The sequence below is a fragment of the Ramlibacter sp. AN1015 genome, assembly GCF_037726105.1.
GTDB lineage: Bacteria > Pseudomonadota > Gammaproteobacteria > Burkholderiales > Burkholderiaceae_C > Ramlibacter.
Genome location: NZ_JBBJUM010000016.1, coordinates 79,966 through 92,530, shown reverse-complemented (window position 1 = coordinate 92,530; position 12,565 = coordinate 79,966). Strand labels below are relative to the sequence as shown.

Genomic DNA, 12,565 nt, shown 5'->3' with positions numbered 1-12,565 from the left:
GGCTAGCGCACCCGGTAGCGCACGGGGTCGCCACGGGGCAGTGCGCGGCAGGCGCGACCCGCGCGCGAGAGGAGGGCCGCAATGAACCCGTGCGCTGCGGGCGCAGCGCTACGGAGCGCGGTGGCCCCGGATCAGCCATACCCGGCTGTGCGAGCCTTCGCGCAGGCTGCTGTTCACCACCGCCACCTCGCCACGCCCGTTCACCGCGAGTTTGCGCAGCAGCAGCCCCTGGCTGCTTCCGTTCGTGCCGCCGCCGGGGTCCAAGCTGCCGGGCACCACGACCGGTGCGCTGAAGCGCGCCCCCGCATCGGCCGAGACGGCCATTCCGAGCCCACGGGGCCGCTGCTGCGGGTGCGGGTGCAGCTCCCACACGACGTACACGCCGCCGCGCCCATCGACGGCGAGCGAGGGATAGCCGGCGCTGACGTGCGGCCGCGGCAGCGGGGTCGAGATCGCGCGCGGCGGCTCGAAGCTGCGCCCACCGTCGGCGGACCGTGTGTACAGGATGCGCTGGCGCCCGAGGGGGCCGCTCTCGCTGTGGCCAAAGGCGAGGTGCAGCGTGCCCTGCCGATCGAGGGCCAGGCTCGGCGCATCGGCATAACCGGGGTCGGGCGCCACCACCTGCGCTGCGGCAAAGGTGGCGCCGCCGTCCTCCGAGCGCGCGACGCGGATGTCCGCGGCGGGGTTGTCCCCTTCGGTCCACGCCAGGTACACGGCCCCACCGGGCTGGACCGCGAGCGCCGGGGCGCGCGTGGGGCGCTGCCCGTCCGCGCCGGCCAGCAGGCGGGGCGCCGCGAACGATCGGCCGCCGTCCTGGGACGCGCTGACCCAGAGCATGCCGTCGTATTCGGTCCAGGCCGCGACCACGCGGCCGTCGGCGTCGGCCACGAGCTCGTAGCTGCCGTTGTGCCAGATGCTCGGGTCGATGCGGCCCTTGCCGTCGCCGCCGCGCGAGCGCGAGAGGTTCAGCGGCGGCGAGAAGCTGCGCCCCCCGTCGTCGGATCGGGCGAACATCATTTCGCCGCCGTGCGAGCCGCCGGAAAAGATGATCTCCTGCCACAGCACCAGCACCCGTTGCGGCGCACCCGGCACGAGCGCCAGGCGGGGAATCCACGAGAAGGTCTGCGGCGCCCGCGCAACCTCGACGGGCGGGTCGGCCGCGCTGCCGTCCGGCCGGCGGCGCTGCACCAGCAGCGCCTTGCGGGCCTGATCGACCCAGGCCACCACCAGCGAGCCATCGCCGGCCAGCACCACAGAAGGGTCATCGACGAAGTCGTACCGCGAATCGTTCTGCTGCCAGGGACCGCGCAGGCCCGCGCCGGTGGCGATTTCCAGCGGCGGCTGCCAGCGCAGGGGCAGTCCGGCCTGCCCGGCGGCAGGCGCCGCGAAGGCACGCGGCAGCGCAAGCATCAGCAGAGGCAGCACCAGGCCTCTCGACAGCAGAGCGCGACGACAGCATGGGCCGGAAGGCATCCGGCTTGGACGCAGGTGGGACGCCGGCGTTCACGGGCAGGCTGCAAGCTCATCTGCGCTGAGCGCGGGCACCGCGTCCGCTGCCGCAGCGTCCCGGCCGCGAATTCGTCCGGCTCCTACCCGCCGGGCCGCGGGCGGACGTTAAGGTCGCGCCGCAAGCTGTCCGGCCGGTCCGCGCCGCAGCTAACCACGAACACGACACCCTGTGAACACGAGCACCTCGAATCGGCTGCCGCTGGAGGCCGGCATCTGGTGGGAAAAGGCCAGGTCCTCGCTCTGGCTGCTGCCCTGCGCGATGCTGCTCGCCGGCGTGGCGCTGTTCTGGCTGGCGCAGTGGGTGGACACGCGGCGCCTGCCCGAGGAGCTGCTCTCCACGGGGTGGCTGCTCAGCGGAACGGGCGGCGACGCGCGCAACCTGCTGTCGACCCTGGTCACCACGATCATCACCATGTCGAGCGTGGTGTTCTCGATGACCATCGTGACCCTCACCCTGGCCGCGAGCCAGTTCGGCTCGCGGCTGGTGCGCTCCTATCTCAAGGACCTGCGCACCCGTGGCGCGCTGGGGATGTTCCTGACCACGGTGCTGTACTGCCTGCTGGCCTTGCGGGTGGTAAGCGAGGAGATGCGCGCACCCGAGGTGCCGCACGTGACCGTCTCCGTGGGGCTCGCCATGGCGATGCTGTGTGTCATTGCACTGCTGTTCTTCCTCAACGCCGTCGCGCGCTCGATCATCGCGGACGAGGTGGTGCGCCGCGTCGCGCGGGACCTCGAGGACAGCATTGCCTGCCTGCCGCCGCGCGAGGACGGCGAGACGCGATCCTTGCCGCGGCCGCGCCACCTGGCGGCGGGGCGCGACGGCAGGCTGCTGCGGGCGCGCCGCGAGGGCTACATCCAGGCGATCGACTACGAAGCGCTGGCCGAAGCCGCCACCGGTGCCGATATCGAGCTGCACCTGCAGGTCATGCCCGGCGACTACATGTGCCGCGGCGGCTGGCTGGGCATGGCGTGGCCACCCGAGCGCTGCCCCGACGAGGTGGTGCGGGCCCTGCGCCGCTGCGTGTTGATCGGCTCGGTGCGCACGCCCGTGCAGGACCTGCGCTTTTCCATCCGCCACCTGGTCGATGTCGCGCTGCGCGCGCTTTCGCCCGGCATCAACGACGCGAACACGGCCCTGGTCGTGATCGACCGCCTGCGTGGCTCGATGGCCGAGCTGATGGGGAAGTCGCTGCCGACCGGCGTGTTCTGCGACGAAGCAGGGCGTGTGCGCCTGGTCGGCGAGCGCCTCTCTCACGCGCAGCTGCTCGATTCAGCGTTCCATCAGATCCGCGAATCCGCCGCGCCGCACAGCGCAGTGGTGGTCGCACTGCTGCATGCCTTCGAGCGGCTGGCCGAGCACGCCGATGACGCCGAGCTGCGCGCCGCGCTCGTCGAGCAGGCGGAACTGGCAGCCAGGGCATTCCTGGAGGAGCGGCCCCGCGACCGCGGCCAGCACGAGGCCGTAGAGGAGCGGCTCGCCGCCGTGCGCACCAAGGTGGAGCTCGTCGCGCAGGCGCTGCGGCATCCTGGACGGGTACCCGCCGCAGCCGAACGCAGCGGAACCCAGGCGGCCGGCGTGGTGGGCACCTGAGCGCACTGCGGCGCAGGCATCGGGAGACCGCGCCGGCCGCACGCGGCCGAGAACTTCTCCTACATCGGGTCTCGACAGCGCCGAGCGTGTTCCACGCGGGTCTGCGGTAAGCATCGGCCGCATGCACCACAAGCGCCTGCCCAAGCACATCGGATTCATCCCGGACGGAAATCGCCGCTGGGCTCAGGCCCGCGAACTGCCCAAGGAAGCCGGCTACGAACACGGCATCGGTCCCGGGCTGGCGCTGTTCGAGGCGTGCAGCCGCCTGGGCATCGAAGAGGTGTCGGTCTACGGTTTCACCCAGGACAACACCCGGCGGCCGAGTGCGCAAGCCCGGCAGTTCCGGGCTGCCTGCGTTGCCTTCGCCCAGGAGATCGCGCGCCGGGGGGCGGCCCTCGCCGTGATCGGCGATGCGAGCTCGTCGCAGTTCCCGGCCGAGCTGGCCGCGTTCACGCAGCGGCAGGGGGAAGGCATCAAGGTGAACTTCCTGGTGAACTACGGCTGGCAATGGGACCTGCAGGGGCTGCGGGACGAGGGTGCGCTGCGCTCTGCCGACGTGTCCCGCATCGACCTGGTCGTGCGCTGGGGCGGTGGCCGACGCCTGAGCGGCTTCCTGCCGGTGCAGTCGGTGTACGCGGACATCCACGTCGTGGACGAGTGGTGGCCCGACTACCGCGACGAGCACCTCGAGCAGGCGCTGGCCTGGTGGTCGCGGCAGGACCGCACCTTCGGCGGCTGAAGACCGGCACGCGGGCCCGGCGCGGCCCCATGCGTGCAGGCAGGCTGCCGCGGCGACGGCGCGCGGTGTCGGCTACGCAAACCGTCGATGAGGGCGTCCGACCGCGGCAATCCCACATGGCACTGGCTGCGAGCGCGTCTGCGCCGACACGACCCGACGTTCAGGCGCAAACTTCGCCTCCATGGGTTCCTCTCGCGCACGCGTTCTCATCATCGGCAGCGGCTTCGGCGGCATGGAGGCGGCCAAGGCGCTGCGTTCTGCTCCGGTGGACGTCACGCTGGTCGATCGCACCAACCATCACCTGTTCCAGCCGCTGCTCTACCAGGTCGCGACCGCCGGTCTCTCGGCACCGGCGATTGCCGCACCCATCCGCCACCTGTTCCGCGCCCAGGCGAACCTCACCACCATCCTCGGAGAAGTGGTGGCGGTGGAGCCGGCGCGCCGACGGGTGCGGCTGCTCGACGGAGCCGAGCTGGCGTACGACCACCTCGTCGTGGCTGCGGGCTCGACCACCAGCTATTTCGGCCATGACGAGTGGGAGGCCCACGCGCCGGGCCTCAAGACGCTGCAGGATGCCTTCGAGATCCGCCGGCGCGTTCTCCTGGCATTCGAAGCGGCAGAGCGGGAGCCCGACCCGGTGCGGCGGTCCGCGTGGCTCACGTTCGTCGTGATCGGCGGTGGCCCTACCGGCGTCGAGATGGCGGGCACGCTGGCCGAAATCGCGCACCGCACGCTTTCCGGGGAGTTCCGGCGGATCGACCCCGCGCAGGCCACCATCCTCCTGGTCGAGGGCGGCCCACGGCTGCTGCAGGTCATGCCCGAGGCGCTCAGCGCCAGTGCGCTGCGCCAGCTGGAGCGGCTGGGCGTGCAGGTGCGCCTGTCCGCGCGCGTGACATCCATCGACGAGTCGGGCATTTCGATCCAGGGAGTGGACGGCGAGGCGACGCGTGTGCAGAGCCATTGCGTCGTATGGGGCGCCGGCGTGCGCGGGGTGCCGCTCGGCCGCCAGCTCGCCGAGGCGGCGGGCATCGACGCCGACCGGTCCGGACGAGTACCGGTCCTGCCCGACCTGAGCCTGAAGGGCCATCCGGAAATCAGCGTCATCGGCGACCTCGCTGCGGCGCACAGCCATCGGCCGGACCATGAGCCGACGCCGGTGCCCGGCGTGTCGCCCGCAGCCAAGCAGATGGGGCGACACGCGGCGCAGGCCATCGTGCAGCGCCTGCGCGGCGAGCCGACGCAGCCGTTTCGCTACCGCGACTGGGGCAACCTCGCCACCATCGGCCGGCGCTCGGCGGTCGTCGATCTGTGGCTGCCGATGGGCGGGCGCTTCCGCTTGCGCGGCACGCTGGCCTGGCTGTTCTGGCTGTTCGCGCACATCTACTTCCTGATCGGTTTTCGCAACCGCCTGATCGTGCTGATGGACTGGGCGACGGCCTACTGGAGCGCGCAGCGCTACGCCCGGGTGGTCGCCGACATCGATGGCGCCGCGCCGCAGGTGCGTCCCCCCGCATCCGCAACGCAAGCGGCCCACGGACAGCCGCCGGCGCACCGCGGCCTGGACAGTGCAGCCGCGGGATCCGGGAAGGACGCGGCCGGCGCGCAGGATCGACCGGCACGCGACCTCTCCCCCGAACGGGGTTAGCCCCGCACGACCTGCCCGCCGGTGGCGCCGCGGGGAAGGGGCCAGCGCGAGGCGCTAGACCACCGTGCGCTCGAGCAGGTAGCCCAGTCCACCCGCGCGGTACCAGTGGTAGCCGTAGGGCTCCATGATCAGGTGGTGGGTGCCGCGCTTGTCGGCTTCGCTGTGGTCGCGCGTGAGCAGGTTCACCAGCTTGCTGTTGCGCTCGCCCGGCAGGTGCAGCGTGACCTCGGCGGCCTCGTCGGTCAGGTTGTGGACGATGACGACGGAGTTGTTGAGCCACCGGTAGCGCAAGGCCAGCACGCCGGGGCGGCCGGCGTCGATCACCTCGAAGTCGCCCCAGCCGACCTCGGGCACCTCCTTGCGGATGCGGATCATGCGGGCCGTCCAGTTCAGCAGCGACTCCGGGTCGCGCCGCTGGTCGGCGACGTTGATCTGCTCGTACGAGTAGGGCCCGTGGTCGATCACCGGCCGCACCAGCTTCTCCGCGCGGGAGAAGCCGGCCTGGGGTTCGTTGGACCACTGCATGGGCGTGCGCGCGCAGTCGCGTTCGGGCAGCTCCAGGAGGTCGCCCATGCCGAGTTCGTCGCCGTAGCGCAGCACGGGCGTGCCCGGCAGCGCGAACATCAGGCTGTAGGCCATCCTCAGGCGGCGCGGGTCGCCGTGGAGCATGGGTGCGAGCCGCCGCCGGATGCCGCGCTCGTACAGCTGCATCGAAGGGTCGGGCGCCATCGCGTCGAACACCGCCTGGCGCTGCTTGTCGGTCAGGCGGCCCAGGTCGAGTTCGTCGTGGTTGCGCAGGAATTGCCCCCACTGTGCGTTGGCCGGCCGTTCGCGCGTCTGCTCGAGGGCGCGCACCAGGGGCTTGGTGTCCCCCGTGGCCATCGCCAGGAACAGGTTCTGGTTGACCCAGAAATTGAACATCATCTGCAGGCGGTCGCCGTCGTCACCGAAGTAGCGGATGCTGTGCTTGGGCTCGACATTCGCCTCGGCCAGGATGATCGCGTCGCGGCTGCGCCATTGCAGGAACTGGCGGAAATCGCGCAGCAGCTCGTAGTTCATGGGGCTGCGCGCCTGCGGGCTCTTGCCTTCGATCACGAAGGGCATCGCGTCCATGCGAAAGCCCGAAATGCCCAGCTCGAGATAGAAGCCCATGATCTTGCGGATCTCGGCGCGCACCAGCGGGTTGTCGATGTTCAGGTCGGGCTGGAACTCGAAGAACCGATGGAAGTAGTACTGGCGCGCGACGGAGTCGCGGGTCCAGGTGGTGTCCTGCACGCCCGGGAAGATCACGCCCTTGTGCGCGTCCTCGGGCTTGGTCTCGGACCAGACGTAGTAGTCGCGGTACTTGGACTTCGGGTCGCGCCGTGCCTCCTGGAACCACGGGTGCTGGTCGCTGGTGTGGTTGACCACCAGATCCATCATCACCCGGATGCCCCGCTGGTTGGCCTCGTGCGTGAAATCCACGAAGTCGCCGAGCGTGCCGAACCGGGGATCGACCTGGTAGTAGTCGCTGATGTCGTAGCCGTGGTCGCGCCGGGGCGACTTCTGGAAGGGGGCAAGCCACAGGCAGGTGACGCCCAGCCCCTGCAGGTAGTCGAGCGAACGCGAGAGCCCCTCGAAATCGCCGGTGCCGTCGCCGTTCGAATCGAGGAAGCTCTCGACGTTGAGGCTGTAGATGACTGCGTTCTTGTACCAGAGGTCCTTGATCATGCGGTCCTCCGCAGGGGCGAGGCGAGCCCTGGGCCGCGCAGTCGGGTGCGGTCTGCAAGGCCGGCCTGTCCGCCCGCGGGCACCGCCCCGGTCGCGGTGGCAGTGGCAGTGGCGGCGGCCTTCGGCTCGGGCGGCTTGTTCACGGGGCAGCCGGCCAGCACGAAGGCTGCGATGCCCGGCAATACGATGCGAAGGACGGTGGGTTTCATCTCGGGCTCCCTTGCGCCGGTGGCGCGTCGTGGTCGTTGTCGTGCGGCGCCGATCGCGGCGGCTGCGCGAGGCGCACCGCGATCCGCAGGGCCTCGGCCACGCTCCAGGCCTGCGCGATGCAGCCGCGCGGCGTGAAGGGCGCCTCGGCGTCGAACACCTCGCTGATCGAGCCGACGCCCGCGTCTTCCAGGTGCTCCACCAGCCCCGCCAGCAGGCGCTGGGGCACCCCATGGTCCTGCGGGTGAAGCCGCAGCCAGGCATCGACGAAGGGGCCGGCCAGCCAGGCCCACACGGTGCCCTGGTGGTAGGCAGCGTCGCGCGCGCGCAGGTCGCCGTCGTAGCGCGCCTGGTAGTCGGGGTGGGCCGGCGCGAGCGAGCGCAGGCCCACCGGCGTGAGCAGATCGCGCCGGGCCACTTCCAGCACCGGCGCCCACCGCGCGCGGTCCAGCACCGGGTGCGGCAACGCGATGGACAGCAGCATGTTCGGGCGGATCGCCGCGTCGTCGCCCTGCTCACCATCGACCACGTCGAACAGGCAGCCGGTCGCAGAATTCCAGAAGCGCCGGTTGAAGCTGCGGGCCAGGCGCTCGGCGTGGGCGTGCATGGCCTGCGCACCGTTGGCATCGCCTTGCTCCAGGAGCCAGCCCTGCATCAGGCGCAAGGCGTTGTGGAAGAGGGCGTTCAGTTCGACCGCCTTGCCGCGCCGGGGGGTGACGACCCAGCCGTCCACCTTGGCGTCCATCCAGGTGAGCTGATAGCCCGCCTCGCCCTGGCGCAGCAGCCCGTCGTCGGGATCGACGCCAATGCCGAAGCGCGTGCCGCGCAGGTGGTGCTCGATGATCGAGCGCAGTGTCGGCAACGCGTCTCGCAGCAGCGCCTGGTCGCCCGTGGCAGCCTGGTAGCGGTCGATCGCGTGGAACAGCCACAGCGTCGCGTCGGCGGTGTGGTAGAGGCCCTCGTTCTCGCCTTCCGGGAAGAGGTTGGGGATGAGCCCGTCGCGCACGTGCTGCAGGAAGGTTCGCAGGATCCAGCCGGCCTCGGCGTGGCGGCCCGTCACCAGGGTGAGGCCCTCCAGGCTGATCATGGTGTCGCGGCCCCAGTCGGTGAACCAGTGGTAGCCGGCGATGACGGTGCGCGCCTCGGGCTTTTCCTGCCGGCGCGTGGAGGGGCTGATGACGAACTGGTCTGCCGCGAGCACGAGTCGGGCCGCGGCACCGGTGCGCGCCGCCGGATGTGCCTGCGCCAGCAGCCCCGCGCGGCGCTCGCGCTCGGCATGCAGCGCCTGCTGCGGCGTCTGCGCGAGCATGCGCTCCCACGGTTCGGTCGAAGCGACCAGCGTGCAGTGCTCGCCCGGCGCGAGCGCAAGACGCAGGGCGCCGGGACTCCAGACCTCGCCCATGTGGGCATAGCCGCGGGCTGCCTCCACGCGGTAGAGGAAGGTCCGCACGCTCTGCGCTGGCACCAGCGTCGATGCGCAGCCGTGCAGAAAGAGGCGCAGCGGCGGCAGTTCGGGACGGCTGCGCGAGCGCAGCTCATGGCGCGGACCATCCGCTTCCAGCACGTACTCGCCTTCGGGAACGCTCCCCACCGTGTCCTCGTGCCGGCGCATGTGCAGGCTGGGCCGCAGCAGCAGGGTGGCGCCGGCGCCCTCCAGCAGCCGATAGCTCACGTACACCGTGTTCTCGCGGTGCGGCATGAACACACGCTTTTCCACGAGTCGTCCGCCGGCGCGCAGCCGCCACACCGGCAGCCCGTCCTCCAGCGAAAAGCCGGGCTGCGCGTCGGGCAGGCGCAGCGCTCCGTCCGTTTCCTCCGCGCCGAGCCGCAGCGTCGTGCCGTCGTCCAGGCACAGCATCTCCTCCAGATGGTCGAGCATGAGGGTGCGGCCGAGCGGCGCGCCGAGCGCGGCCACCAGCAGCCCGTGGTAGCGGCGGGTGCAGGCGCCCGCCACCGAGCCGCTCGCATAGCCGCCCAGCCCGTTGGTGACGAGCCACTCCCGCGTCAGCACATCGTCGCCTGCCGCAGTGGTGCTTGTTTCGGTGTGGGGGTCCTTGGAGATCGGCACGTTTGGAGACATTCGGATGAGAGATGGTGCTGGGGCCGCGCGCCGCCGCAGTGGCGGCTCCGGGGATGTCGGGTCATTCTTGCATCGCACTCCGATCTTGTGGGCCGTGTCCGGAGATGACTCAGAATCGGGAACTTCCGTACCACCTCTGGAGCGTTCAACTTGTCGGCCAAGATGCTGGACCTCAACAGCCTGATGCTCTTCCACGAGGTCGTTCGAAGCGGCAGCCTCACCGCCGCATGCGAGCGACTGGGCATGCCGCGCTCGACGCTGAGCCGCAGGCTGCTGCAGCTCGAGAAAGATGTCGGCGCGCTGCTGCTCAAGAAGAGCACCCGCAAGCTGGCGCCCACCGATCTCGGCATTTCGGTGCAGCAACACTGCGAGCGGATCGCCGCCGAGTCCGCCGCGATCCAGCAGACCATCTCGCGCATCCGCACCGACCTGCACGGAACGCTGCGCGTGGCCATGCCCATCGAGTTCGGCACCGCCTGGCTGGGCAAGGCCATCTCGGATTTCGCCGTGAAGTACCCCGAGATGGCGCTGGAGATCGACTCCAGCGGCCGCGTGGTCGATCTGATCGACGAGTCGGTGGACATCCTCATCACCTTCGGGCATCCGAAGCCATCCCGCATGGCGATGCGTCGGCTGGGCTCGCTCACCTCGGGCATCTACGCCGCCCCGGCCTACGTGGCGCGGTGCGGACTGCCGCGCGCCCTGGACGAGCTCGGGCGGCACGACTGCGTGGTGACCGAGATCCAGCTGCGCGAAGGGGTCTGGCGCTTCCGCAACTCGAGCGGCAAGCGCGACGTGCAGGTCAACGGACGCCTGCGGGTCAACAGCATCCGGCTGGCGCGTGAGCTGGTCATCGGTGGCGCCGGCCTCGGGCTGCTGCCGCACATGATGTGCGCCAACCACGTGGCATCGGGCGCGCTGGTGCCCGTGCTGCCCTCCTGGAGCAGTCCGTCGCTGCCGGTGGTGGCGCTGATGCTCTCGCGCACCAGCGTGCCCAAGAAGACGCGCACCTTTCTCGACTTCGTGGCCGGCGAACTCGCGGCCGCCACGTCCTGAGTGGAGCGATCCGCTCAGCGGCTCCGCCCCGTAGAGCACGTAGGGCGTGCTTGACACGCCTGTCTCCCTTCGACCCGCAAGCGGGTGCGGCACGCGCCGACGCGGAGCCCGCAGCGCGGCGGCCACGCTCGTCGCATGAACATCCGTGGCATCTCACTGCGTCAGTTCGGAGGCGAACTCAACTCGAAGATCAGCGAAGACAACGTCTTCAACGGCGCGGCAGCGCTGGGCTTCTATCTGACCCTGGCGATCTTCCCGGCCATGATCATGGTGATGAGCGTCATCCCCTACCTGCCGATCCCGCGGGTGGACCAGGCCATCATGGACCTGCTGCGCCAGAGCCTGCCGCAGGACGCGGCCAGCATGTTCACCGGCATCGTGGAGGACGTGACGAGCGACCAGCGCGGCGGGCTGCTGTCCGTCGGTGCGCTCGGCACCTTGTGGGCCGCGTCGACGGGGATGTACGCGATCATGCAGCAGCTCAACATCACATACGACGTGAAGGAGGCGCGCAGCTTCCTGCGTGCGCGTGCGGTCGCCATCGCTCTGAGCATCCTGTTCGGCCTGCTGATGCTGGTGTCGTTTTCGCTGATCGTGCTCGGAGGCGTGGCCCAGGACTGGATCGGCAACCGCTTCGGCGTGAGCGACGCCTTGCTGACCTTCTTCGCGGTGCTGCGCTGGGTCATCATCGTGCTGTCCATCTTGCTGGCCTTCTCGCTGACCTACTACCTGGCGCCGAACGTGAAGGAGCAGAGGTTCGCGTTCGTGACACCGGGGGGCATCGTCGCAACGTTGCTGCTGATGGTGGCCTCGGTCGGCTTCGCGATCTATGTGCAGAGCTTCGCCGAGTACAGCGCCGTGTACGGCAGCATCGGCGCCGTGGTCGCCCTGATGATGTGGCTGTACATCGCGGGCCTGGTGATGCTGATCGGATCCGAGATCAACGTGCTCTACGAGCACCACGCGCCCGAGGGCAAGCAGATCGGCGAGCGTGCGCCGGGCGAGCCCGCCGGACAGCGCCCGCACCGGCAGGCCGGCTGATGCGACGCATGCAGCGACCGGCGGCTCCTTGCCAGGCGGAACGACGGACGGTGCACGCATGCGTATCCATCACCTGAACTGCATCTCCAGCTGCCCGCTCGGCGGGCGGCTGATGGACGCGCGCAGCCCCGGCGTGCTGCAGCGCGGGCGCCTGTGCTGCCACTGCCTCCTGCTCGAAACCGAGGCTGCCCTGGTGCTGGTGGACACGGGCTTCGGGCTGCGCGACGTGGCCAATCCGCGCGCGCGCCTGAGCGGGTTTTTCCTGTCGCTGCTCAGCCCGGATTTCCGCGAAGAACTCACCGCGCTGCGGCAGATCGAGCGCCTCGGCTTCCGTGCCTCGGACGTGCGCCACATCGTGCTCACGCACCTCGACTTCGACCACGCCGGCGGGCTGGACGACTTCCCGCAGGCGCGCGTGCACATGCTGCGCCAGGAGCGCGAAACCGCCCAGGCACAGAGCACCTGGCTGGACCGACAGCGGTACCGGCCGCAGCAGTGGGGAACCCGCGCGAACTGGCAGACCTACCCTGCCTCGCGGGGCGAGCCGTGGTTCGGCTTCGACTGCGTGCGCCAGCTCGCCGGCCTGCCGCCGGAGATCCTGCTGGTGCCGCTGCCGGGCCACACCCTCGGCCATGCGGGTGTCGCCGTGCAACGCGATGGAGGGCAGTGGCTGCTGCAGGCCGGGGACGCCTACTTCTGGCACGAGGAGATGTCGGTCGGTGTGCGACCGCGCTGCCCCTCGGGCTTGCGCATGTACCAGACGCTGATGGAGCAGGACCGCACCCAGCGCCTGGGCAATCAGCAGCGGCTGCGGGACTTGCGCGCCCAGCACGGCGATGCGGTACGCGTCTGCTGCTCGCACGACCCGATCGAATACGAGCGGATCAGCGGCCGCCGCATGGGCATGCCCGCGTCGGCGGCGCCGCAGACCGCCTGAGGGACTGTGGTCGGTGCCGCTGCGCGCCACGCCGGCGGCGTGCGCACTTG

The 12,565-nt window shown here is 70.5% G+C and carries 10 protein-coding genes; 6 read left to right on the top strand and 4 right to left on the bottom strand.

All coding sequences use genetic code 11. The annotated features are described in order from the left end of the window. Nucleotides 1–108: 108 nt before the first annotated feature. Nucleotides 109–1,425 (bottom strand): sialidase family protein, encoded by a 1,317-nt coding sequence (locus WG922_RS19885; RefSeq protein ID WP_340284682.1) that lies wholly within the window; start codon nucleotides 1,423–1,425, stop codon nucleotides 109–111. Between the two features lie 253 nt (nucleotides 1,426–1,678). On the opposite strand from WG922_RS19885, the gene WG922_RS19880 reads away from it, so the two are divergent. The 3 genes from WG922_RS19880 to WG922_RS19870 all read left to right on the top strand — a co-directional run bounded on the left by WG922_RS19880 (nucleotide 1,679) and on the right by WG922_RS19870 (nucleotide 5,484). Further along, nucleotides 1,679–3,100 carry a DUF2254 domain-containing protein gene (locus WG922_RS19880; RefSeq protein WP_340284680.1) on the top strand — a complete coding sequence of 474 codons (1,422 nt, stop codon included), beginning with the start codon at nucleotides 1,679–1,681 and terminating at the stop codon, nucleotides 3,098–3,100. 121 nt (nucleotides 3,101–3,221) lie between these two features. Then, nucleotides 3,222–3,839 (top strand): undecaprenyl diphosphate synthase family protein, encoded by a 618-nt coding sequence (locus tag WG922_RS19875; protein WP_340284677.1) that lies wholly within the window; start codon nucleotides 3,222–3,224, stop codon nucleotides 3,837–3,839. Between the two features lie 181 nt (nucleotides 3,840–4,020). Further along, entirely contained in the window at nucleotides 4,021–5,484 is a 1,464-nt protein-coding gene (locus WG922_RS19870) for an NAD(P)/FAD-dependent oxidoreductase (protein WP_340284675.1), read from the top strand. 54 nt (nucleotides 5,485–5,538) lie between these two features. On the opposite strand, the gene WG922_RS19865 is transcribed toward WG922_RS19870, so the two are convergent. Genes WG922_RS19865 through WG922_RS19855 form a run of 3 tightly spaced genes read right to left on the bottom strand, consistent with a single transcriptional unit; the run spans nucleotide 5,539 to nucleotide 9,481 of the window. Continuing rightward, nucleotides 5,539–7,194, bottom strand: coding sequence for an alpha-amylase family protein (locus WG922_RS19865; RefSeq protein ID WP_340284673.1), 1,656 nt, complete (start codon nucleotides 7,192–7,194; stop codon nucleotides 5,539–5,541). Next, nucleotides 7,191–7,403, bottom strand: coding sequence for a hypothetical protein (locus tag WG922_RS19860; RefSeq protein ID WP_340284672.1), 213 nt, complete (start codon nucleotides 7,401–7,403; stop codon nucleotides 7,191–7,193). The genes WG922_RS19865 and WG922_RS19860 overlap by 4 nt, the downstream gene beginning before the upstream one ends. Then, nucleotides 7,400–9,481: an amylo-alpha-1,6-glucosidase gene (locus WG922_RS19855; protein ID WP_340284670.1), complete on the bottom strand. Its 2,082-nt coding sequence runs from the start codon at nucleotides 9,479–9,481 to the stop codon at nucleotides 7,400–7,402. The genes WG922_RS19860 and WG922_RS19855 overlap by 4 nt, the downstream gene beginning before the upstream one ends. A gap of 150 nt (nucleotides 9,482–9,631) precedes the next feature. Here WG922_RS19855 and WG922_RS19850 point away from each other — a divergent pair, with 150 nt between their 5' ends. The 3 genes from WG922_RS19850 to WG922_RS19840 all read left to right on the top strand — a co-directional run bounded on the left by WG922_RS19850 (nucleotide 9,632) and on the right by WG922_RS19840 (nucleotide 12,515). Continuing rightward, nucleotides 9,632–10,537, top strand: a complete 906-nt coding sequence (locus WG922_RS19850) for a LysR family transcriptional regulator (protein ID WP_340284668.1) — start codon at nucleotides 9,632–9,634, stop codon at nucleotides 10,535–10,537. Between the two features lie 135 nt (nucleotides 10,538–10,672). After that, a complete protein-coding gene (locus WG922_RS19845) occupies nucleotides 10,673–11,578 on the top strand; it encodes a YihY/virulence factor BrkB family protein (protein WP_340284666.1) in 906 nt (301 codons plus the stop codon). A gap of 58 nt (nucleotides 11,579–11,636) precedes the next feature. Next, nucleotides 11,637–12,515: an MBL fold metallo-hydrolase gene (locus WG922_RS19840; protein WP_340284665.1), complete on the top strand. Its 879-nt coding sequence runs from the start codon at nucleotides 11,637–11,639 to the stop codon at nucleotides 12,513–12,515. Nucleotides 12,516–12,565 lie beyond the last annotated feature (50 nt).